The organism is Achromobacter deleyi, assembly GCF_016127315.1.
GTDB classification, from domain to species: domain Bacteria; phylum Pseudomonadota; class Gammaproteobacteria; order Burkholderiales; family Burkholderiaceae_B; genus Achromobacter; species Achromobacter insuavis_A.
Map to the genome: position 1 here is coordinate 5,834,752 of NZ_CP065997.1, position 21,922 is coordinate 5,856,673.

The 21,922-nt window shown below is 66.5% G+C and carries 23 protein-coding genes; 13 read left to right on the plus strand and 10 right to left on the minus strand.

The window, feature by feature from the left end:
* Positions 1 to 13: 13 nt before the first annotated feature.
* From uppS to rpsB, 5 genes are all read right to left on the minus strand, one after another.
* On the minus strand, positions 14 to 778 hold the full coding sequence (uppS, locus tag I6I07_RS26260; RefSeq protein WP_061071508.1) for a polyprenyl diphosphate synthase: 765 nt from the start codon (positions 776 to 778) through the stop codon (positions 14 to 16).
* A 166-nt stretch (positions 779 to 944) separates the two neighbouring features.
* Positions 945 to 1,505 carry a ribosome recycling factor gene (gene frr / locus I6I07_RS26265; RefSeq protein WP_006394496.1) on the minus strand — a complete coding sequence of 187 codons (561 nt, stop codon included), beginning with the start codon at positions 1,503 to 1,505 and terminating at the stop codon, positions 945 to 947.
* 15 nt (positions 1,506 to 1,520) lie between these two features.
* A complete protein-coding gene (gene pyrH, locus I6I07_RS26270; protein WP_006394495.1) occupies positions 1,521 to 2,237 on the minus strand; it encodes a UMP kinase in 717 nt (238 codons plus the stop codon).
* Positions 2,238 to 2,333: 96 nt separating this feature from the next.
* Positions 2,334 to 3,212, minus strand: a complete 879-nt coding sequence (gene tsf, locus I6I07_RS26275) for a translation elongation factor Ts (protein WP_006394494.1) — start codon at positions 3,210 to 3,212, stop codon at positions 2,334 to 2,336.
* Between the two features lie 181 nt (positions 3,213 to 3,393).
* Positions 3,394 to 4,143: a 30S ribosomal protein S2 gene (gene rpsB, locus I6I07_RS26280; RefSeq protein ID WP_054476904.1), complete on the minus strand. Its 750-nt coding sequence runs from the start codon at positions 4,141 to 4,143 to the stop codon at positions 3,394 to 3,396.
* Positions 4,144 to 4,366: 223 nt separating this feature from the next.
* On the opposite strand from rpsB, the gene I6I07_RS26285 reads away from it, so the two are divergent.
* The 6 genes from I6I07_RS26285 to I6I07_RS26310 all read left to right on the plus strand — a co-directional run bounded on the left by I6I07_RS26285 (position 4,367) and on the right by I6I07_RS26310 (position 10,292).
* Positions 4,367 to 4,621: a hypothetical protein gene (locus I6I07_RS26285; protein ID WP_198484330.1), complete on the plus strand. Its 255-nt coding sequence runs from the start codon at positions 4,367 to 4,369 to the stop codon at positions 4,619 to 4,621.
* Positions 4,622 to 4,981: 360 nt separating this feature from the next.
* Positions 4,982 to 5,803, plus strand: coding sequence for a type I methionyl aminopeptidase (map, locus tag I6I07_RS26290; protein WP_198484331.1), 822 nt, complete (start codon positions 4,982 to 4,984; stop codon positions 5,801 to 5,803).
* Positions 5,804 to 5,822: 19 nt separating this feature from the next.
* Positions 5,823 to 8,429, plus strand: coding sequence for a [protein-PII] uridylyltransferase (locus I6I07_RS26295; protein ID WP_198484332.1), 2,607 nt, complete (start codon positions 5,823 to 5,825; stop codon positions 8,427 to 8,429).
* A gap of 75 nt (positions 8,430 to 8,504) precedes the next feature.
* Positions 8,505 to 9,218, plus strand: coding sequence for a MarC family protein (locus I6I07_RS26300; RefSeq protein ID WP_198484333.1), 714 nt, complete (start codon positions 8,505 to 8,507; stop codon positions 9,216 to 9,218).
* A 66-nt stretch (positions 9,219 to 9,284) separates the two neighbouring features.
* Positions 9,285 to 9,770 (plus strand): disulfide bond formation protein B, encoded by a 486-nt coding sequence (locus I6I07_RS26305; RefSeq protein ID WP_198484334.1) that lies wholly within the window; start codon positions 9,285 to 9,287, stop codon positions 9,768 to 9,770.
* A 21-nt stretch (positions 9,771 to 9,791) separates the two neighbouring features.
* The gene (locus I6I07_RS26310) at positions 9,792 to 10,292 is read left to right on the plus strand and encodes a M48 family metallopeptidase (RefSeq protein ID WP_198484335.1); all 501 of its coding nucleotides are present in this window, start codon (positions 9,792 to 9,794) and stop codon (positions 10,290 to 10,292) included.
* 64 nt (positions 10,293 to 10,356) lie between these two features.
* Here the strand turns inward: I6I07_RS26310 and purF are convergent, their stop codons facing one another.
* From purF to folC, 4 genes are read right to left on the minus strand one after another with little or no spacing between them, the layout of a single operon-like run.
* A complete protein-coding gene (gene purF / locus I6I07_RS26315; RefSeq protein ID WP_006394481.1) occupies positions 10,357 to 11,877 on the minus strand; it encodes an amidophosphoribosyltransferase in 1,521 nt (506 codons plus the stop codon).
* A 30-nt stretch (positions 11,878 to 11,907) separates the two neighbouring features.
* Complete coding sequence (locus tag I6I07_RS26320) at positions 11,908 to 12,396, minus strand: CvpA family protein (RefSeq protein WP_006394480.1); 489 nt, start codon at positions 12,394 to 12,396, stop codon at positions 11,908 to 11,910.
* A complete protein-coding gene (locus I6I07_RS26325; RefSeq protein WP_198484336.1) occupies positions 12,396 to 13,241 on the minus strand; it encodes an SPOR domain-containing protein in 846 nt (281 codons plus the stop codon). The genes I6I07_RS26320 and I6I07_RS26325 overlap by 1 nt, the downstream gene beginning before the upstream one ends.
* Before the next feature lie 21 nt (positions 13,242 to 13,262).
* Positions 13,263 to 14,573 carry a bifunctional tetrahydrofolate synthase/dihydrofolate synthase gene (gene folC, locus I6I07_RS26330; RefSeq protein WP_198484337.1) on the minus strand — a complete coding sequence of 437 codons (1,311 nt, stop codon included), beginning with the start codon at positions 14,571 to 14,573 and terminating at the stop codon, positions 13,263 to 13,265.
* Positions 14,574 to 14,737: 164 nt separating this feature from the next.
* Between folC and I6I07_RS26335 the strand changes: the two genes are divergently transcribed.
* The 4 genes from I6I07_RS26335 (at position 14,738) to I6I07_RS26350 (ending at position 18,598) form a co-directional block, all read left to right on the plus strand.
* Complete coding sequence (locus I6I07_RS26335) at positions 14,738 to 15,154, plus strand: cupin domain-containing protein (RefSeq protein WP_006394477.1); 417 nt, start codon at positions 14,738 to 14,740, stop codon at positions 15,152 to 15,154.
* Positions 15,155 to 15,231: 77 nt separating this feature from the next.
* Positions 15,232 to 16,203 (plus strand): Bug family tripartite tricarboxylate transporter substrate binding protein, encoded by a 972-nt coding sequence (locus tag I6I07_RS26340; RefSeq protein ID WP_198484338.1) that lies wholly within the window; start codon positions 15,232 to 15,234, stop codon positions 16,201 to 16,203.
* Positions 16,200 to 17,432 carry a CaiB/BaiF CoA transferase family protein gene (locus I6I07_RS26345; protein ID WP_198484339.1) on the plus strand — a complete coding sequence of 411 codons (1,233 nt, stop codon included), beginning with the start codon at positions 16,200 to 16,202 and terminating at the stop codon, positions 17,430 to 17,432. Before I6I07_RS26340 ends, I6I07_RS26345 begins: the two co-directional genes overlap by 4 nt.
* Entirely contained in the window at positions 17,432 to 18,598 is a 1,167-nt protein-coding gene (locus I6I07_RS26350) for an acyl-CoA dehydrogenase family protein (RefSeq protein WP_198484340.1), read from the plus strand. Before I6I07_RS26345 ends, I6I07_RS26350 begins: the two co-directional genes overlap by 1 nt.
* Before the next feature lie 63 nt (positions 18,599 to 18,661).
* Here I6I07_RS26350 and I6I07_RS26355 read toward each other — a convergent pair whose 3' ends face one another.
* Positions 18,662 to 19,399, minus strand: coding sequence for an IclR family transcriptional regulator (locus tag I6I07_RS26355; protein WP_198484341.1), 738 nt, complete (start codon positions 19,397 to 19,399; stop codon positions 18,662 to 18,664).
* A 143-nt stretch (positions 19,400 to 19,542) separates the two neighbouring features.
* Between I6I07_RS26355 and I6I07_RS26360 the strand changes: the two genes are divergently transcribed.
* The 3 genes from I6I07_RS26360 to fliS all read left to right on the plus strand — a co-directional run bounded on the left by I6I07_RS26360 (position 19,543) and on the right by fliS (position 21,899).
* Positions 19,543 to 19,920, plus strand: a complete 378-nt coding sequence (locus I6I07_RS26360; protein WP_198484342.1) for a flagellar protein FlaG — start codon at positions 19,543 to 19,545, stop codon at positions 19,918 to 19,920.
* Between the two features lie 143 nt (positions 19,921 to 20,063).
* Positions 20,064 to 21,452, plus strand: a complete 1,389-nt coding sequence (gene fliD / locus I6I07_RS26365; protein WP_061071516.1) for a flagellar filament capping protein FliD — start codon at positions 20,064 to 20,066, stop codon at positions 21,450 to 21,452.
* A gap of 18 nt (positions 21,453 to 21,470) precedes the next feature.
* Positions 21,471 to 21,899, plus strand: a complete 429-nt coding sequence (gene fliS / locus I6I07_RS26370) for a flagellar export chaperone FliS (RefSeq protein WP_054431116.1) — start codon at positions 21,471 to 21,473, stop codon at positions 21,897 to 21,899.
* The last annotated feature ends 23 nt before the right edge of the window (positions 21,900 to 21,922 follow it).

The following is a 21,922-nucleotide window of genomic DNA, read 5'->3' on the forward strand; positions in this document are numbered from 1 at the left end:
GGCCGCAGCCGGACTATTTTTCGCCGATCTCGGTGAGCTGGGCGCTGGTGCGGCCGAAACGGCGCTCGCGCGTCCGGTACCAATCGAACGCCTGGCGCAGCTCGTCGGCGCCGAAATCCGGCCAGTAGCGGTCGGTGAAGTAGAACTCCGCGTACGCCATCTGCCAGATCAGGAAATTGGAAATGCGCTGCTCGCCGCCGGTGCGGATGAACAGATCGGGCTCGGGCGCCCAGGACATGGAAAGATGCCGCGCCAGCCGTGCTTCGTCGACCAGTTGCGGTTGCGTCGCCAGGGCCGGCTCGGCCGCCAGCATGGCGCGGGTGGCCTGCAGGATGTCCCAGCGGCCGCCGTAGTTGGCCGCCACCGTGAGGTGCAGGCGATCATTGTGGGCGGTGCGGGCCTGCGCGGCGAAGATCAGTTCCTGCAGGCGCGGCTCGAACGCGGACAGGTCACCGATGACGTGCAGGCGCACGCCCTGCTCTTCCAGCTTGCCGACTTCGCGCTCCAGCGCCTGCACGAACAGGCGCATCAGCAGCGACACTTCCTCGGCGGGCCGGCGCCAGTTCTCGGAACTGAAGGCGAACAGCGTCAGATAGCGCACGCCCGCCCGGCCGCAGGCCTCGACCACGCGACGCACCGCCTGCACACCCTTGGCATGTCCGGCCGTGCGCGGCAACAGCCGCCGCGTCGCCCATCTGCCGTTGCCATCCATGATGATGGCCACGTGCTCCGGGATGTCGCGGGTATCGGGAACCGCCTGGGTAGAACTGGTTGCCATGGGTCTGGGGAGCGCCGTCGACCGGCGTAAAACAGGGAATACGGGGAAAAACCCGCGCCGTCGATCCACCGCTGCGTCAGTGTGCTGCGAAGCAATGGATAGGACGGCGCGAAGGCAAAAATCCTGGCGCCGGGGCGGCTGACTGCCCGCTCCGGCCCTGCAAGGATTATACGGTCATGATTTCCGCTTCTTTCTGCGTGACCATCTTGTCGATGTCGGCCACGTTGCGGTCCGTCAGCTTCTGGACGTCGTCCTGGGCGCGACGCTCGTCGTCCTCGGAGATTTCCTTGTCCTTGACCAGCTTCTTGAGCGTGTCGTTGGCTTCGCGGCGCAGGTTGCGCACGGCCACCTTGGCGTCCTCGCCTTCGCTACGCACGACCTTGGTCAGGTCGCGGCGACGCTCTTCCGTCAGCGCCGGCATCGGCACGCGGATGCTGTCGCCCAGCGACATGGGATTCAGGCCCAGGTCCGATTCGCGGATGGCCTTCTCGATCGCGGCGGCCATGCTCTTTTCGTAGGGCTGGACGCTGATGGTGCGCGCGTCGATCAGGTTCACGTTGCCGACCTGGCTGATCGGCACGGGCGAACCGTAGTACTCGACCTGCACGTGGTCCAGGATGCCGGTGTGGGCGCGGCCCGTGCGGATCTTGGCCAGGTTGGTCTTGAGCGTGTCAAGCGACTTGGCCATCCTGGCTTCGGCGGATTTGCGGATTTCTGCGACGCTCATGGATATTCCTTTTCTTTAAACGTGTACCAACGTGCCTTCGTCTTCGCCGCTGACGACGCGCTTGAGCGCGCCCGACTTATTGATCGAAAACACCTTGATCGGCAGCTTCTGGTCGCGGCACAGCGCGAACGCCGTGGCGTCCATGACTTCCAGGCGGCGGACGATGGCTTCGTCGAAGCTGATGCGCGCATAGCGCGTGGCGGAAGGATCCTTGTTGGGATCCGCGCTGTAGATGCCGTCGACCTTGGTGGCCTTCAGCACGATCTCCGCACCGATCTCGGCGCCACGCAGGGCGGCCGCGGTATCGGTCGTGAAGAACGGGTTGCCGGTGCCCGCGGCGAAGATGACGACCTTGCCTTCTTCGAGGTAACGCAGGGCCTTGGGGCGGATGTACGGTTCGACGACCTGGTCGATGTTCAGGGCCGATTGCACGCGGGTGTCGATACCCTTGTGCTTGAGCGCGTCCTGCAGGGCAAGCGCGTTCATGATGGTGGCCATCATGCCCATGTAGTCGGCGGTGGCGCGGTCCATGCCCTGCGCACCCGGGGCGACGCCACGGAAGATGTTGCCACCGCCGATGACGATGGCCAGTTCGACGCCGGTGGCGGCGACTTCGGCGATCTCATCGGTCATGCGGACGATGGTGGCGCGATTGATGCCGAATGCATCATCGCCCATCAGCGCCTCGCCGGAAAGTTTGAGAAGAACCCGTTTGTATGATCTGCTGCTCATAGGTGATATCCCGAAGAACAATCCGACGAAAGTTTAAGACAAGAAATAGGCCGGACTAGAATAATCTAGCGCCGGCCTCTAAGCACTACCCTGAGATCAGGCGCGGCCGGCGGCGGCGGCGGCAACCTCAGCGGCGAAGTCGCTGGTCTTCTTCTCGATACCTTCGCCGACGACGAACAGCACGAACTTGGTGATCGAGGCGCCCTTGGCCTTGAGCATCTGTTCGACCGTGTTCTTGTCGTCCTTGACGAACGGTTGCGACATCAGCGTCACTTCCTTCAGGAACTTCTGCACCGAGCCTTCGACCATCTTGGCGACGATTTCAGCCGGCTTGCCCGATTCGGCGGCCTTCTGTTCGGCGACCGAGCGTTCGGCGGCGATGTCGGCCGGGTTCACGCCGTCGGCGTTCAGGGCCTTCGGCTTGGTCGCGGCGATGTGCATCGCCAGGTCCTTGCCCACTTCCTCGGCGCCGGCGTATTCCACCAGCACGCCGATCTTGCCGCCGTGCACGTAGCTGGCCAGCGCGTTCGGGGTCTGGATGCGCTCGAAGCGGCGGATCGAGATGTTTTCGCCGATCTTGCCGATCAGGGCGGTACGGGTCGATTCGATGGTGCCTTCACCGTAGGGCAGCGCCGACAGGGCGGCCACATCGGCGGGGTTCTGCGTGGCGACCAGCTCGGCCAGCTTGTTGACGAAAGCGACGAAGTCGTCGTTCTTGGCAACGAAGTCGGTTTCGCAGTTCACTTCGATGACGGCGCCTTGCTTGGCGTCGGCCGAGATGAACAGGCCGATCAGGCCTTCGGCGGTGACGCGGGCGGCAGCCTTGCTGGCCTTGTTGCCCAGCTTGACGCGCAGGATTTCTTCAGCGCGGGCCAGGTCGCCTTCGGCTTCCGTCAGGGCCTTCTTGCACTCCATCATGGGCGCATCGGTCTTCTCGCGCAGTTCCTTGACCAGGGCGGCGGTAATTTCAGCCATGTTAGCTCCAAATTTTGCTAAGACATGCCCCGGCGGGCCGGGGCATTGGTGTGATTCGATGAGACGTCCGCAAGCTGCGGATGAGGAAGATGGGAGCCCACCTTCGCACTGCCGGCGAGGCGGGGGCACGCCGCATTCCGCGACCGCCCCCAGACACTAACCGCCGGACATGACAGCAGGCTTAGGCCTGGTTGTCCTGCACTTCGACGAACTCTTCCTGACCTTCACCGATTTCTTCGACCAGACCGTTCAGGTTCTGTTCGCGGCCTTCCAGCACGGCGTCGGCGATGCCCTTGGCGTACAGCGCGATGGCCTTGGCCGAGTCGTCGTTGCCGGGGATCACGTAGTCGATGCCGTCGGGCGAGTGGTTGGTGTCAACCACGGCGACCACGGGGATGCCCAGGGTCTTGGCTTCGGCGATGGCGATCTTGTGGTAGCCGACGTCGATCACGAACATGGCATCGGGCAGGCCGTTCATGTCCTTGATGCCGCCGATCGACTTGTTCAGCTTGTCCAGTTCGCGTTGGAACAGCAGGCCTTCCTTCTTGATCATGCGCTCGGCGCCGCCTTCGGCGACCACGGCTTCCATGTCCTTCAGGCGCTTGACCGAGGTCTTGACCGTCTTGAAGTTGGTCAGCATGCCGCCGAGCCAGCGGGCGTCGACGAAGGGCATGCCGCAACGGGCGGCTTCGGAAGCGACCAGCTCGCGGGCAGCGCGCTTGGTGCCGACGAACAGGATGTTGCCACCGCGAGCAGCCAGCTGCTTCACGAACTTGGTGGCTTCCTGGTACTTATCAACCGTCTTTTCCAGGTTGATGATGTGAATCTTGTTGCGATGGCCGAAGATGAAGGGGGCCATCTTGGGGTTCCAGTAGCGGGTCTGGTGACCAAAGTGGACACCCGCTTCCAGCATTTCGCGCATCAAAGACATAACTTTCTCCAAGGGTTGATTTCTTGCGCCGCACCTGCATCAGCCTGTGGCTGACACCCTGGGTGGTGTTGCGCGCGATTTCCCGCACATGCGGGATAGAAAACGATTTTAACCGGGCCGGCCGATCACTGCCGCAATACTCCGACGCTGCCGGGCGATTTGCCCCTCGCGCCTCTTGCTACGCTGCCGCGATAAACCCAGACGGCCGCCACGACGAAGCGCCTTGCCCTGCCTGCACGCATCGCGCCGTCCGACCCGCCAGGAAATTCCTGGCAGTTTCTTCCAGCGCACCCGGACCTGTTTTGTTGGCAGCGAAATCCAGTTCACTCGCGTCCTGGCCTCGCGGCCGGATGGCTTTTCAGCCATCACGCGCATCAGTCGCCGGGGGCATTTCTTTGAGAAAACACCGGTTTCCCGACATTTCCAAGAACTTAAGCCGGCAGCCACCTTGAACCTGCATCGCTGCTCGAAAACATGACCGGGCTTGCGAGCACGCAGCGCCCCGACCTGTGTCGATGCAACCGACCCGACCGCCCCGGCCCGCCGCCCGCTTTCGCCCGCTGTGCCGCGCAAGCCTCCCGGAACCTGGCGACTGGCTCGACTTTCCACCACAACCTTCGCTTGCGATGAAACTCCGAAGCCCGCCACCGATCTCACAAGATGCAGTGCAGCCCAACGTACTAAATCAGACAACCAACCGGGTGACCTGGATGATTCCATCCCCACCCGCCGGGATCGGCGCTTGCCGCTACCCAGATTGCTCCCCAAAATTTTAGGGAAGCCTATAATTCTACTATTCTTTCAAGCAGACATTCAAGCGAGATCCGTCAGTCATTCCATGGGCACCATTACCAATCCGGCCGACCTGGCCAAGATGCGCGCGGCCTGCCAGGACGCCGCCAAAGTCCTCGATTTCATCACCCCCCACGTCAAGCCTGGCGTCACCACCGGGGAACTGGACCGCCTTTGCCTGGAATACCTGACCGACGAGCTCAAGGTGAAGTCCGCCACCGTCGGCTACGCCCCGCCCGGCTATCCGCCCTTCCCCGGCGCCATCTGCACCTCGGTCAACCACCAAGTGTGCCACGGCATTCCCGGCGACAAGGCCCTGAAAAACGGGGACTCCCTCAATATCGACGTCACCATCATCAAGGACGGCTGGTTCGGCGACACCAGCCGCATGTACCCGGTGGGCGAACAGTCGATCCTGTCGCGCCGCCTGACCGACATCACCTTCGAGTGCATGTGGAAAGGCATCCAGCAGGTCAAAAATGGGGCCACATTGGGCGACATCGGCAACGCCATCCAGAAGCACGCCGAGGCCAACGGCTTCTCGGTGGTGCGGGAATTCTGCGGCCACGGCATCGGCCAGCGCTTCCACGAAGACCCGCAGGTGCTGCACTACGGCAAGCCGGGTACCGGCGTGAAATTGGTGACGGGTATGTTGTTCACCATCGAGCCGATGATCAACGCCGGCCGCCGCGAGATCCGCCAGTTGTCCGACGGCTGGACGGTGGTGACGCGCGACCACAGCCTGTCGGCCCAATGGGAGCATGCTGTCTGCGTCACCGACACCGGCTACGAGGTCCTGACCCTGTCGCCCGGCATGCCGCAGCCGCCCGCCTTCATCACCGAACCGATCATCATCCCCGCCGTCTGACCGCCGGCCGCCCGCCACCATGACCGCCGACATCCTCAGCACCCTGCGCGAACGCATCCAGGAATCCCGGCGGGCCGCGGTGGCCCAGTTCCGCGAGCACGAACGCCCCGACACGCTGCTGGGCGAACTGCGCCGCATCGTCGACGCGGCGCTGCGCGACCTGGTCAAGCACTATCCCCTGCCGGTCGGCGCCACGCTGGCGGCCGTGGGCGGTTATGGCCGCGGCGAGCTGTATCCGCACTCGGACGTCGACCTGCTGATCCTGCTGCCGCACGCCCCCACCGCCGAGGATGAATCCGCCATCGAGCGCCTGGTGGCCTCGCTCTGGGACCTGGGCCTGGAGCCCGGCCACAGCGTGCGCACCATCGAGGATTGCGAGCGCGAGGCCGACGCCGACATCACGGTGGAAACCGCGCTGCTCGAATCGCGCTGGCTGGCCGGCAGCCGCACGCTGATGAAGAAGTTCGAGGCCGCCACCCAGTCACGGCTGGATGCGCGCGCGTTCTTCCGCGCCAAGCGCGTCGAGATGCAGCAGCGCCACGCGCGCTACCAGGACACGCCCTACGCGCTCGAACCCAATTGCAAGGAATCGCCCGGGGGCCTGCGCGATCTGCAGGTGATCCTGTGGATGGCGCGCGCGGCCGGCTTCGGCGAGAACTGGCGCGCGGTGGCGCAGGCCGGCCTGCTGACCTCGTCCGAGGCGCGCGACCTGCGCAAGGCCGAGCAGGCCTTCAAGCGCCTGCGCATCGAGCTGCACCTGCTGGCCCGGCGCCGCGAAGACCGCGTGCTGTTCGACCTGCAGCCGGCCCTGGCCGAGGTCTACCGCATCCACGCCACCGCCACCCGGCGCGGCAGCGAACTGCTGATGCAGCGCTACTACTGGGCGGCGCGCCTGGTGACGCAGCTCAACGGCATCCTGGTGCAGAACATCGAGGAACGCCTGTTCCCGCGCCCCGACAGCGACGCGCGCGACATCGACGACGACTTCCGCAACCTGCGCGACCGCCTCGACATCATCCGCGACGACGGCTTCGAACGGAACCCCACGCTGCTGCTGCGCGCCTTCCTGGTGATGCAGCAGCATCCCGAGCTGACCGGCATGTCGGCGCGCACGCTGCGCGCCATCTGGCACTCGCGCCATCGCATCGACGCGCAGTTCCGCCGCAATCCGGTCAACCGCAAACTGTTCCTGCAGATCCTGCAGCAGCCGCGCGGCGTCGTGCACGAGCTGCGCCGCATGACCATGCTGAACATCCTGCCGCGCTACCTGCCGGTGTTCCGCCGCATCGTCGGCCAGATGCAGCACGACCTGTTCCATGCCTACACGGTGGACCAGCACACGCTGGCGGTGGTGCGCAACCTGCGCCGCTTCACCATGCCCGAGCATGCCCAGGAATATCCGCTGGCCAGCCAGCTGATCGCCGGCCTGGACCGGCACTGGCTGCTATACGTGGCGGCGCTGTTCCACGACATCGCCAAGGGCCGCGGCGGCGACCACTCCGAGCTGGGCGCGCGCGAGGTGCGCAAGTTCGCCCACGACCACGGCATGGAGCCGGAAGACACCAAACTGGTCGAGTTCCTGGTGCGCCAGCACCTGCTGATGTCGGCCGTGGCGCAAAAGCGCGATTTGTCGGACCCCGCCGTGATCCAGGACTTCGCCGCCACGGTCAAGGACGAGCGCCACCTGACCGCGCTCTACCTGCTGACGGTGGCCGACATCCGCGGCACCAGCCCCAAGGTCTGGAACGCCTGGAAAGGCAAGCTGCTCGAGGACCTGTACAAGCTGACGCTGGCGGCGCTGGGCGGCGCCCACGCCGACGCCCACACCGTGCTGACCGAACGCCGCGAGGAGGCCGCGCGCCTGACCCGCCTGGCCGGCCTGCGCGACGACGCTCGCGAAGCCTTCTGGAACCAGCTCGACGTGGCCTATTTCCTGCGCCACGACGCCTCCGACATCGCCTGGCACACGCGCCATCTGTATCACCAGGTGGCGCCGGCCCACGCGGTGGTCCGCGCCCGCCCCACCGAGCAGGGCGAAGGCCTGCAGATCATGGTCTACACGCGCGACGTGCCCGACCTGTTCGTGGCGATCTGCGGCTACTTCGACGCCAAGTCGCTGTCGGTGCAGGACGCCCGCATCCACACCACCCGCCACGGCTGGGCGCTGGACAGCTTCATCGTGCTGCTGCCCGAGGGCGCCAGCGACCTGCGCGCGCAGGCCACGCTGGTCGAGCATGAGCTGGCCGAACGCCTGAAGGACGCCAAGGCGGCCGCCCAGGCCCCCGTGACGCGCGGCGGCTATTACGGCCGCGGCCGCCAGTCGCGCATGTCGCGGGTGTTCCCGATCATGCCGCAGGCCGAATTGCAGCCGGACGAGCGCAGCACCTCGTGGCGCCTGTCGGTCACCGCGACCGACCGCCCCGGCCTGCTGCACGCCCTGGCGCGGGTCTTCGCCCGGCATGAAGTGAACCTGCTGATGGCCAAGATCATGACGCTGGGCGACCGCGTCGAAGACGTCTTCATCGTCGATGGCGCGGCGCTGACGCGGCCGCGCAGCCAGATGCAGTTCGAGCGCGACATCCTCGATGCGCTGGCCGGCGACGAGGTCCGGCAACAGGCCGCCTGAAGCCGGACCCGCGGCCCATCGCCAGACAGCCGCCGACCGCATACAATCCGGTTTTCGGCTTGGCGATACCGTGCGATGGAGCTAAACGAATACCTGCGGGTGCTGGGGACCAGCTTCTTTTTCGCGCTGGCGACGCTGCTGCCGTTCCTGAATCCGCCGGCGATCGCGCCCATCTTCCTGTCCCTGACCGAAGGCGCCTCGTCCGCCACCCGCACGGTGCTGGCCAAGCGCGTCGCCGTCAATGTCGGACTGATGCTCATCGTCGCCATGGTGGCCGGCAACGTGCTGCTGAGCTTCTTCGGCATCTCGCTATCGATCGTGCGCGTGGGCGGCGGCATGCTGGTCATGGCCAGCGCCTGGCGCCTGGTGAATTCGCCCGACGCCGACACCGAACGCGTGGCCCGCATGGCCGAGTCGTTCACCCCGGAAATGGCCAAGGCGCGCGCGTTCTATCCGCTCACCTTCCCCATCAGCTGCGGCCCCGGCTCGATCGCCGCGGCCATCACCGTGGGCGTGTCGCTGCGCGACCAGAACCACGTGCTGAGCCTGCTGCGGCTGGGCGGCTCGATCCCTGGCATCGTGGTCGTTTCGCTGACTTTGTACGTCTGCCTGCGCTTCGCGGCGCAGATGCTGCACCGGCTGGGCGATAATGGCACCGCCGTGTTCATGCGCATGTCGGCCTTCATCATGCTGTGCCTGGGCGTGCAGATCTTCTGGGAAGGCTCGCGCGAACTGCTGCTGGGGGTATTGCAGCAGGTCATGCAACCAATTCCGATTCCCAAGGCCTAACGCCTGGCGGCCGGATTGGCCATCCCCCGGGGCCCGGCCCCGTCGAACCCTTATCGTGCAACAACCATGACTTCTCGTTCCGAACGCCTGCTCCGCCTGATCGCCCTTTTCAGCTTCGGCGCCGTCGGCATCGCCCTGATTTCCCAGTACGTCTTCGACATGCCGCCGTGCGCCTGGTGCGTGATGCAGCGCCTGATCTACCTGGTGATCGGCGTCATCGCCCTGATCGGCGGCTTCGGCGGCGGCCGCGCCCTGACCCGCGTCTGCGCCGGCCTGGCCGGCCTGCTTTCCCTGAGCGGCATCGCCGCCGCCTGGTACCAGTACACCGTGGCCGCCAAGATGCTGTCATGCGACCAGACCTTCGCCGACCGCTTCATGACCGGCATCGGCCTGGACGGCGCCGTGCCGTGGCTGTTCGGCATCTACGCCACCTGCATGGACGCGGTGGTGCCGGTCCTGGGCATCGAGTACGCCCTGTGGAGCCTGGCGCTGTTCGTGATCCTGCTGGTCATGGCCCTGCCGGCGGCGTTCGGCCGCGGCCGCGCCGCCTGATCCCCGCATTCCGCGGCGGGAATGAAATACCTGACCGGTTACCCGGAATCGCTGCTGGCGCAGGCCCGCGTATTGCTCGACCAGGGCAAGCTCGGGCCGGCGCTGCGGGCCCGCTATCCCGCCGGCGCGCACACCGTGCGCACCGACAAGGCGCTGTACGACTATGTGGTGGACCTGAAGAACACCTACATCCGCAATGGCGCACCGCTCAGCAAGATCGCGTTCGACAGCAAGATCCACGTGATCCAGCACGCGCTGGGCCAGCACACCCTCATCTCACGGGTCCAGGGCGGCAAGCTCAAGGCCAAGCACGAGATCCGCGTGGCCACGCTGTTCAAGACGGTGCCCGAGGAATTCCTGAAGATGATCACGGTGCACGAACTGGCGCACCTGAAAGAGAAAGACCACAACAAGGCCTTCTACAACCTGTGCCAGCTGATGGAGCCGCAGTACCACCAGTACGAATTCGACCTGCGGCTGTACCTGACCCACCTGGAGGCCAGCGGCGACAGCCTGTGGTGACAGGCGCCGGCCGATAAAAAAAGCCGCTCCCGGGGGAGCGGCTTTTTCATGGCGCGAACCGGACTCAGGCGTCGTTGGCCGCGTAGCCCATGTTGAACTGCAGGCCGCTGGCGCCTTCGCCGTCGCCGGATTCCGCGCGCGCCTGGCCCAGGCGGGCCAGGTATTCGGCGGTGATGTCGCCGGTGACGTATTCGCCGTCGAAGCACGAGGCCTCGAAGCGCGACAGCTTGGGATTGATGTCGCGCACGGCCTGCTGCATGTCGTGCAGGTCCTGGTAGATCAGGCTGTCGGCGCCGATCGCGCGGGCGATTTCCTCGTCGCTGCGGCCGGTGGCGATCAGTTCGCTCTGCGTCGGCATGTCGATGCCGTAGACGTTGGGGAAGCGCACCGGAGGCGCGGCCGAGGCGAAGTACACCTTGTTGGCGCCGGCGGCGCGCGCCATGTCGACGATCTCGCGGCTGGTGGTGCCGCGCACGATGGAGTCATCGACCAGCAGCACGTTCTTGCCCTTGAACTCCATGCCGATGGCGTTGAGCTTCTGGCGCACCGATTTACGGCGCACGGCCTGGCCGGGCATGATGAAGGTGCGGCCGACGTAGCGGTTCTTGATCAGGCCTTCGCGGTAGTCCAGGTTCAGGCGGGCGGCCAGCTGCATGGCGGCCGGACGCGACGAATCGGGGATCGGCATGACCACGTCGATGTCGCCCAGGCGCATGTTGCGCGCGACCTTGTCGGCCAGGTATTCACCCATGCGCAGGCGGGCGTCGTACACCGACACGCCGTCGATCAGCGAATCGGGACGGGCGAAGTAGACGTATTCGAAAATGCAGGGCACCAGCTGCGGATTGTCGGCGCATTGGCGGCTGACGAAACGGCCGTCCAGGTCGACGAACACCGCTTCGCCCGGCTCGACGTCGCGCACGAAAGCGAAGCCGCTGCCTTCCAGGGCCACGGATTCCGAGGCCACCATCCACTCGACGCCTTCGTCGGTTTCCTGGCGGCCGATGCACAGCGGACGGATGCCGTTGGGATCGCGGAACGCCAGCAGGCCGTAACCGGAAATCTGCGCCACCACGGCGTAGGCGCCGCGCACGCGCTTGTGCACGGCGGCGACGGCGCGGAACATGGCGTCGTCGTCGAGCGAGACGCCACTGGCGGCCGACTGCAGCTCGTGGGCCAGCACGTTCAGCAGCACTTCCGAGTCGGAATTGGTGTTGATGTGGCGGCGGTCGACGCGGTAGAGCGACTCACGCAGCTCGCGCCAGTTGGTCAGGTTGCCGTTGTGGGCGAACATGATGCCGAACGGGGCGTTGACGTAGAACGGCTGGGCCTCTTCCTCGCTGGCGCTGGAGCCGGCGGTGGGATAGCGGACCTGGCCGACGCCCGAGGTGCCCGGCAGGGCACGCATGTTGCGCGTGCGGAATACGTCGCGCACCAGGCCGTGCGCCTTGTACATATTGAACTGGTTGCCTTGCGACGTCGCAATGCCCGCGGCATCCTGCCCGCGATGCTGCAACAGCAGCAAGCTGTCATAGAGCAGCTGGTTGACCGGCCCGCGCCCGATGACCCCTACGATTCCACACATGGTGAGATTTCCTGGTTGATGTGAAGCTAATCAATACGGCAGCCACGTCGCCAGGGACGGCGGCAGCCACGTCTTGATATGTTTGATGGCCTCGATGGCCGAATGCGAAAACATGGCGTCCTTCCACCACGGCTCCTGTGGCAGCGGCGTGTAGCCCGCGGCGGCGACCAGCGCCAGCACGATGAGCAGACCCCGGGCCAGCCCGAACATGCCGCCCAGGCCGTGATCGGCCGGGCTCAGCCCGGTGCTGCGGATCAAGGCGGCAAGCGTCATGTTGACCAACCCCACGCCGAGCAGCACGATAATGAAAACCACCGCGTACGAAACTCCCATGCGCAGCAGCGTCGTCTCGATATAGGGCTCCAGCCAGGTATAGACCGTGGGGCCCCACCAGATCGCGGCCACGAAGGCCAGCAGATACGCAACCAGCGACAGCACTTCCTTGAGCAGGCCGCGCACCAGGCCCAGCACACCCGATACCACCAGGATGGCCAGCACGACGAAGTCGAAGCCGGTCACTACTGGGCGGCGATGAAACCGTTGTCATAACCCAGGGTGCGCAACCGCGCCTGGGCCGCCTGCGCCGCCTCGCGCGAGGGGAACGGCCCCACCCGCAGACGGTACTGCTGCTTGCCTCCGATGGAAGCCTGCTCGACGAATGCATTGGTGACGCCGGCCTGGTGCAGCTTGTCGCGCCGCGACTGCGCGTCTTCGGACGTCGTGTAGGCGGCGATCTGCAGCACGAAATTGCCCTTGGCGGCCTGCGGCTTGGGCGCCGGCGTCGCGGCGGGCGCGGAACGGCCTTCGAGCAACGCCAGGGCGCGGGCGCCGTCGTCCGAACGGGTCTCGGGCTTGGGCGTGGCCGGCTTCGGCTCGGGCTTGGGTTCCGGCTTGGGCGGCGGGGTGCGCGGCGGCGTCACGGTCGCGGGCGGCGTGACCGCGGGCGGGGTCGTGGCGGACGGCGTGGTGACCGGCGGCGTGGTGGTGGACGGCGTCGCGGCCTGCGGCGCGCTGGCCTGCGGTCCGGACGTCACCGGCGGCGGCGTCGGGATCGTGGAGGGTTCGCCGGGCGTGGCGCCCTGCGCCGGCACGGCGGGCGCGTTGGCCTGCGGCTCGCTCACCTGCGGCTGGAACGGCGTATTGCGTTCCGGCACCTTGATGGGAATATTGTCGGCCACGGGCGTCGGCTGGGAATCCAGCACCATCGGCAGGATGATGACGGCCGCCAGCACCAGCGCGATGGCGCCTGCGAGCCTGCGCCGGGCGCGCCCGCGCAACTCAGCCGCCTGAACCTCGCTCGGCACGGCCGCTCGCTTGGAGGGTTGCGCCTGGTCGGCAGGATCCTTGCGTTTGAAAAAACCCATGTTTGCCTATGCCGCTCTTGCCTACGCCTTGCGACCCAGAGACTGCAAAACCGAGGCCACGGTGAGAAATGATCCGAACACCACGATTCTATCATTCTCCCCTGCCCGTTCGCGCGCCGCGGCAAAGGCCTGGGCGGGATCGGGGTAGGCCGAGACGCCAGGCGCCTCGGCCCCGGCGGGCGCGGCCGGCAGGCCGGCGGCAACCCGTTCGGCCAGGTGTTCGCCGGAGCCGCCGCGCGGCCCCGGCAGGCCGGCGCAGAACCAGTGGTCGATGCGGGTGCCGATCTTGGCCAGCACGCCGGCCAGGTCCTTGTCGTTGAGCATGCCGAACACCGCGTAGGTGTAGGGGTGGAAGCCCATGTTGTCGAGGTTCTGGGCCAGCACCGCGGCGGCGTGCGGGTTATGGGCCACGTCCAGGATCACCGTGGGCTGGCCCGGCAGGATCTGGAAACGGCCCGGCAGCGAAGCCTGCAGCAGGCCCTGGCGCACCGCCTGCTGCGGCACCGGCAGGCGGTCGCGCACCGATTCCAGCGCGGCCAGCGCCGCCGACGCGTTCAGCAGCTGGTTGGCGCCGCGCAGCGCCGGATAGGCCAGCGCGCTGCGGCGCTGCTCGCGGCCGCCATAGGCCCACTGCTGGCGGTCGCCGGAATAGTTGTAGTCGCGGCTGAACAGCCACAGGTCGGCGCCGATCTGCTCGACGTAATCGAGCAGCGACTGCGGCGGCACCGGATCGGCACAGATGGCTGGCCGGCCGGCGCGATAGATATGGGCCTTTTCGAAGCCGATCTTCTCGCGCGTGTCGCCCAGGTATTCGATGTGGTCCAGGTCGACGCTGGTGACGACGGCACAGTCGGCGTCGATGATGTTGACGGCGTCCAGGCGGCCGCCCAGGCCGACTTCCAGCACCACCGCGTCCAGGCGCGATTGCGAGAACAGGCGCAGGATCGCCAGCGTGGTGAATTCGAAGTACGTCAGGGACGTCTCGCCGCGCGCGGCCTCGACCGCGATGAACTGCTCGATCAGGGCCTCGTCCGAGGCGATCTGGCCGTTGACGCGCGCGCGCTCGTTGAAATCGATGAGATGCGGCGAGGTGTACAGCCCGACCTTGTAACCCGCGGCCAGCAGGATCGACTCCAGCATCGAGCAGGTCGAGCCCTTGCCGTTGGTGCCGCCCACCACGAACTTCACGCCCGGCAGTTCCAGGCTCATGCGCGCGGCCACTTCCCGCACGCGCTCCAGGCCCATGTCGATCGCGGTGGCGTGGATCGATTCCAGGTACTGCAGCCAATCGGACAGGGTGGCGCCGGCGGCGGGCTTTTGGGCAGAAGACATGGGGCGGGATCGCAAAGGTGAACAGCCCATGATTTTAGCAGTGCATGCCCGGTGTTTTCCCTAATCCCCCCGGGACGCCACGGGATCGCGGGGAAAAACCGCTTGCCGATGTTTTTTTCATCCGTGAAAATAAATTCACATATGAAAATTCACAAGGATGAGACATGACGCAGCGCAAGACCCCGGCCTGGCTGGTCCGGGAGGCCGACGTGCCCGGCTACCACCCGGCCAACCATACCGGCACCCTCAACCGCCGCCTGATCGGCCCCGACACGGTGGGCTCGCGCGGCGTGGAAGTGCTGCTGGGCGTGATCGACAAAGGCCAGGGCGCGCTGCCACACGCCCATCCGGGCATCGAGCAGGTCTGTTACCTGCTGTCGGGCAGCGCCCGCGCGCAGGTCCAGGACGAATGGGCCGACATGGTCCCGGGCGACTGCTGCTATTTCCCGCCGGACATCCCGCACGTGTTCACCGTGACCAGCGACGAGCCCGCGCGGCTGCTGGTGATCTACACGCCGCCGTATGAAGAATCGCCCGACCGCGTGATCCGCGGTTTCCCCGCATCGACCGCTGGCGCCTGACGCGCCACGGAGACCGGCCCCACCCCGGGCAGCGGCCGCAGAAGCCGCGCCCGCTTCGCATCCTCTGGAGACAAACCATGCGACTACTACGCCTGTTGGGCGCCACCCTGGTCGGCGGCGCCGCTGCGCTACCCCTGCCCGCGGCCCACGCCGCCGACTATCCGAACAAACCCATCACCCTGATCGTGCCGTTCCCGGCCGGTTCCGGCACCGACGCGGTTGGCCGCATCTTCGGCGCCGAGCTGTCGACCATCCTGGGCCAGCAGATCGTGGTGGAGAACAAGCCCGGCGCCAACGCCACCATCGCCGCCAGCTACGTGGCGCGCGCCAAGCCGGACGGCTACACGCTGTTCGTGACCACCAATACCTCGCATTCGGCCGCCCCCTGGCTGATGAAGAACATCCCCTACGATCCGGTCAAGGATTTCACCCCCATCGCGCGCGGTGGCAACCTGCCCTTCATCCTGGTCGCCAACCCCAAGCGGCCGTGGAAGACGGTGGCCGACCTGGTCGCCGACGCGCGCCAGCATCCGGGCCGCATCACCTACGCCAGCGGCAACAGCACCGGCATCGTGGCCGGCGCCACCCTGGCCAACCGCGCCAAGATCGACATCCTGCACGTGCCCTATAAAGGCACGCCGCAGGGCCTGACCGACGTGGTCGGAGGCCAGGTCGATTTCATGTTCACCGATCTGGCGTCCGGGCTGCCGTTCGTGCAGTCGGGCCAGTTGCGGGCGCTGGCGGTGTCCACCGCCGAGCGCAGCGCCATCGTGCCGGACCTGCCCTCCATGGCCGAGTCGGGCGTGCCGGATTTCGACCTGAATTCGTGGAACGGCTACTTCGGCCCGGCCGGCATGCCGCCCGAGGTGGTGGCCAAGCTCAACGCCGCCATCAAGCAGGTGGTGGCCAAGCCCGACGTGCGCAAGCGCCTGGCGGGCCTGGGCTTTGACGCTTTCTCCAGCTCGCCGGAGGCCTTCGGCCAGTTCGTCGGCGAACAGCGCGACCTGTGGGGCAAGCTGATCCGCGACGCGGGGATCGAGCAGCAATGACGATGTCCGCCGCCGCTTCCCCGCAGGCCGCCGGCCCCCTTGCCGGCGTGCGCATCCTGGACCTCAGTTCGGTCGTGATGGGTCCCTACGCCACCCAGGTGCTGGCCGACCTGGGCGCCAACGTCATCAAGGTCGAATCGCCCGCCGGCGACAACATGCGGGCCGTCGGCCCGATGCGCAATCCGGGCATGGGCCACCTGTACCTGCACCTGAACCGCAACAAGCGCTCGGTGGTGCTGGACCTGAAGACGCCGGAAGGCCGCGAGGCCTGCCTGCGCCTGGCCGAGACCTGCGACGCCCTGCTCTACAACATCCGCCCCCAGGCCATGGCGCGCCTGGGCCTGTCGTACGAGGCAGTGGCGGCGCGCAACCCGCGCATCGTCTACCTGGGCGCCTATGGCTTCGGCGAGGCCGGCCCCTACGCCGGCCGGCCCGCCTACGACGACCTGATCCAGGGCCAGACCGGCATCGCCGCGCTGGCGGCGCAGCAGAGCGGCGACGTGCCGCGCTACGCGCCGCTGACGCTGGCCGACCGCGCCGTGGGCCTGCACGTGGGCATCGCGCTGGTGTCGGCGGTGCTGCACGCCCGCGCCAGCGGCCAGGGCCAGCAGGTCGAGATCCCGATGTTCGAGGGCATGGCGCATCTGGTGCTGGGCGACCACCTGGGCGGAGCCACCTTCGAGCCGCCGCTCGGCCCCACCGGCTACGCCCGGCTGCTGGCGCCGCACCGCCGGCCCTACGCCACCGCCGACGGCTATATCTGCCTGCTGATCTACAACGACAAGCATTGGCGCAACTTCTTCGCGCTGATCGGCCAGCCGGAACTGGCGCAGGATCCGCGCTTTCACACCCATGGCGCCCGCGCGGCCCACATCGACGAGGTCTACGCCTTCGTTGCCGACGTCATCCGCACCCGCGCCAGCCAGGACTGGCTGCGCGAGCTGGCGGACGCAGACATCCCGGCCTCGCAGCTCTACACGGTCGACGACCTGCTGCTGGACGAGCACCTGGCCGCCACCGGCTTCGTGCAGGACCACCAGCACCCGACCGAGGGCCGCCTGCGCACGCCCGCCCCGCTCGGCCGCTACCAGGGCACGCCGACCGCCATCCGGCGCCCCGCGCCGACGCTGGGCCAGCACAGCCGCGAGGTGCTGGCCGAGGCCGGCTACGCCCCCGCCGGCATCGACGCGCTCTTTGCCAATCGCATCACCCAGGATGGAACCGACTGATGGACTTTGCATTCACCCCCGATCAACTGGCGTTGCGCGACGCCGTGTCCCGCATCTGCGCGCGCTATCCCGACGAGTACTGGCTGGAACGCGACCGTGAAGGCGGCTTCCCCGAGCCGCTGCACGCCGACCTGGCGCGCGACGGCTGGCTCGGCATCGCCATGCCGCCGGAACATGGCGGCGCCGGCCTGGGCATGACCGAGGCCGCCCTGATGATGCAGACCATCGCCGCCTCGGGCGCCGGCTTCACCGGCGCGTCGGCCGTGCACATGAACATCTTCGGCCTCAATCCCGTCGTGGTGTTCGGCAACGACGAACAGCGCGCCCGCTGGCTGCCGCCGCTGATCGCCGGCCAGCAGAAGGCCTGCTTCGCCGTCACCGAGCCCGACGCCGGCCTGGACACCACCAAGCTCGGCACCCGCGCCGTGCGCCAGGGCGACGAATACGTGGTGCATGGCCGCAAGATCTGGATCTCGACCGCCCAGGTGGCCGACAAGATGCTGCTGCTGGCGCGCACCACGCCGCTGTCCGAAGTGGCCAAGCCGACGCAGGGCCTGTCACTGTTCTACACCGACCTGGACCGCGACAAGGTCGAGGTGCGAGAAATCGAGAAGATGGGCCGCAAGGCGGTGGACTCGAACATGCTGTTCATCGACGGCCTGCGGATCCCGCTGGCGGACCGGATCGGCGAGGAAGGCCGCGGCTTCGAGTACATCCTGCATGGCCTGAACCCGGAACGCATCCTGATCGCGGCCGAGGCGGTCGGCATCGGCCGCGCCGCCCTGGAGCGGGCGGTGCGCTACGCCGGCGAGCGCCATGTGTTCGGCCGGCCGATCGGCCAGAACCAGGGCATCCAGCACCCGCTGGCGCAGGCCTGGATGCAGCTGGAGGCGGCCGACCTGATGGTGTTCAAGGCCGCCAGCCTGTACGACGCCGGCGAGCCCTGCGGCCCCAGCGCCAACGCCGCCAAGTACCTGGCGGCCGAGGCCGGCTACAACGCCTGCCAGACCGCGGTGATGACGCTGGGTGGCATGGGCTACGCCAAGGAATACCACGTGGAGCGGCTGCTGCGCGAGAGCTTCATCCCGCGCATCGCGCCGGTCAGCCCGCAGTTGATCATGTGCTTCATCGCGGAAAAGGTGCTGGGCCTGCCCAAGTCGTATTGAGGCCCGCACCCCTCGCTTGCCGGGCGCGCCGTCCGCCCGGACCGCGTGCCGGCCGGCCCCGCCTCAGGACTGCTGTTCCAGCCCCGTGCAGGCCGCCCGCAGGATGCGGGCGTATTCCTCCTGGCACGGCTCGATCCGGTAGATCGGGCCGCCCACGGAGATGGCGTAGTGCTCGCCCGAGAGCGTCACCGGCCAGGCAATGGCGCCGACGTCGGGAATCGACTCGCCGCTGTTCATGAACCAGCCGCGCTGGCGCGACAGCGCCAGATCCTGCAGGACCGCGTCGCGGGTGACCAGCGTGCGCTCGTTGTAGCGTGTCAGCGGCCCGCCGCCGAGCAGCGCGTCCCGCGCCGGCTCATCCATCAGCGACATGAGCGCTTTGCCCAGCGAATTGGCGTGTACGTCCTTGAACTCGCCGGCAACCGGCGCGTACCGGATCGTGTGCGGGGAATCCAGCACGTCCAGGTAGACCACCCTGCCGTCCTGCGTCAGCTTGGCGAATACGACGGTTTCCCGGGTTGCGTCCCTTAATTCAACCAGGCTGGGATAGACCCGGTCCAGCACCGGGTCGGCACGGGCGATGCGCTGCGCCATCGCCAGCAGGCGCCCGGTCGGGTAGTAGCCCTGACGGCGTCCGGTTTCATAGAGGTAGCCCAGGCCCGTCAGGGTGCGGATCAGGGCCAGGCAGCTAGATACCGGCACGTCCAGCAGCCGGGCCAGTTCCGACAGGGGCAGTGCGCGCTTCTCCCGGGCATAGGTTTCGATGATTTCGATGACTCGCAACGCCGTCTTGACACTCATTGCCCGATCCCAACTTGTTAGCACATGAAACAGCCCGCTGTGACGGGGGCTAAAGTTCCCTGCGGCGCTGCCGTAATCGTAGCTGAGAATTCCCTGAAAACAGCGCGTTCCTCCGAGACGCCCGCACCGCCGCTGGAGTGATCATGGCCGTAACCCCCTTAGCCCCCGCTACGTTCGCACCAGTGCCAATCGCGGCCGTGCCCGTCGCCGCAGATCCATCCGTCACCGTCGCCCCGCCCGCTGCCAGCACCAATAGCAGCGGCGCCGATTCCGCGACGTCGGAGCAGTCGAATTCGCAGAAGCTGCCTCTCGACAAGGCGCTCGACGAAATCAACGAGCAGATGAAGGCGTGGTCGACCCAGTTGCAGTTCGAGGTCGACCCGGACGTACACCAGGTGGTGGTGTCGGTGGTCGACGCCAAATCGGGGGACGTCATACGCACCATCCCCAGCGAAGCCGTGCTCAAGATCGCCAAAATGATCGTGAACATGCAGGGAAATGGCATCAAGACTTCGGCTTGACATGAGTTTCCGTATTTTCTTCTGTGCCCGTTTTGGCGCCAATCGATGATGGAAGCATCGAATTAGGCCCGCCTTATGCCCTTACCCGGCCAATCGCCGGCACCCTATTTTTGACAGAATCGCATCGCTAGGAAGGATTTCACATGGCCTCTATCACCAACCTCGGTTCAGTTTCCGGCTTGCCCCTGGAAAAGATCCTGTCGGACCTGCAGACGGCCGAGGACAAGAAGCTCTCGATTTACACCACCCGCGCTGCCAGTTACAAGACTCGCATCGATGCCTACGCGCAGCTGCAAAGCGCGCTGGAGGCGCTGCAGAAGTCCGCCGGCGTGCTGGGCAAGGCCGAAACGATGGCTGCCATCAAGGGCAGCGTCACCGGCGGCACCGCCTTGACGGCCACCGTGGCCGCCGAAGGCGCCACCGCGGGCCAGTACGTCATCGAAGTGAAGAACCTGGCCCGCGCCCAGAGCCTGCAGTCGGGCGCCGTGGCCGACCGTACCGCCAAGCACGGCGACACCGGCTCGTTCGAGGTCGAACTGGCCGACGGCACCAAGCGCACCATCGACCTGAAGGGCGACACCTCGCTCAACGGCATCGTCAAGGCCATCAACGCCGACGACAAGTCCGGGCTGCGCGCCACCGTCATCAACGACGGCAACGGCAACAACTACCTGATGCTGACGGCCAAGGACACCGGCGTCCAGGCCTCGGTCAAGAACATCACCGTCACCGGCGACCAGTCGCTCAAGGACATCCTGTCCTTCAGCACCGCCGCCGACGGCACCACCACCGGCATGGCCAGCACCAAGGCCGAAGACGCCCAACTGATCATCAACAATCTCGTCGTCAAGAGCGGCTCGAACAACGTCGCCAACGTTATTGACGGCGTGACGCTGAACCTGACCGAAAAGACCGAGACCGACAAGCCGATCACGCTCAAGCTCGAAGCCGACACGTCGGTCGCCAACAAGGCCATCCAGGACTTCGTCAAGACCTACAACGCGCTGCAGACGACCATCAAGAACCTGACGGCCTTCGACGCCAAGGCGGCCACCAATCAGCCGCTGACCGGCGACGGCACGACGCGCTCGATCCAGTCGTCGGTGACGGGCGCGCTGCAGGCCGTGCTGGGGGAAGGCACCGTCCGTTCGCTGGCCGACCTGGGCATCACCACCGATCCGCAGACGCGCCAACTCAAGCTCGACCAGACCAAGCTGGACAAGGCGCTGACCGCCAATCCGGCCGATGTCACGAAACTGCTGACCGGTGACAACGGCCTGGCCAAGAGTTTCGACAAGGCTTTCAAGGACGTGCTGGGCAGCACCGGTTCGCTCAAGACGCGCACCGACGGCCTGACCAAGTCGATGAGCGATCTGGACGCCCAGCAGAAGCGGGCCAAGGCCGCCAGCGATGCCGAAATAGACCAGATGCGCACCCGCTTCGTGGCGCTGGACAAGTTCTACATGCAAATGCAGACCACCGCCAACTACCTGACCCAACAATTTGCGGCGATGAACAAATCGAGCAAATAACCTGTAGAAGATGCATTAATGACTTACGCCGCCCGCCGCCCCACAGGGTCCCAATCCGTCCGCTCCTACGCCGATATCGGCCTGGAAACCCAGGTTCTGGGCGCGAGTCCCGAGCGGCTGATCACCCTGTTGTACCTGGGTGCCCGGGCGGCGATCGGGCAGGCGCGCATCCATCTGCAGGAAGGCCGGGTCGCCGAGCGCGGCGCGGCCATCTCGAAAGCGATCAAGATCGTCGATGAAGGCTTGAAGACCGGGTTGAACATGGAGGCTGGCGGCGAGATCGCCGCCAACCTCGCCCGGCTCTACGATTACATCGTCCGCACCTTGCTGACGGCAAATCTGAAAGCGAATGCCGAGCAACTCGACATTGCCGACCGCCTGTTGGCGGATCTGGCCGAGGCTTGGCAGACTTCCATCGACCGACCGGCTGGCCTTGCCCAGCCCTGATGGCCAAAAACACAAATTCAGCC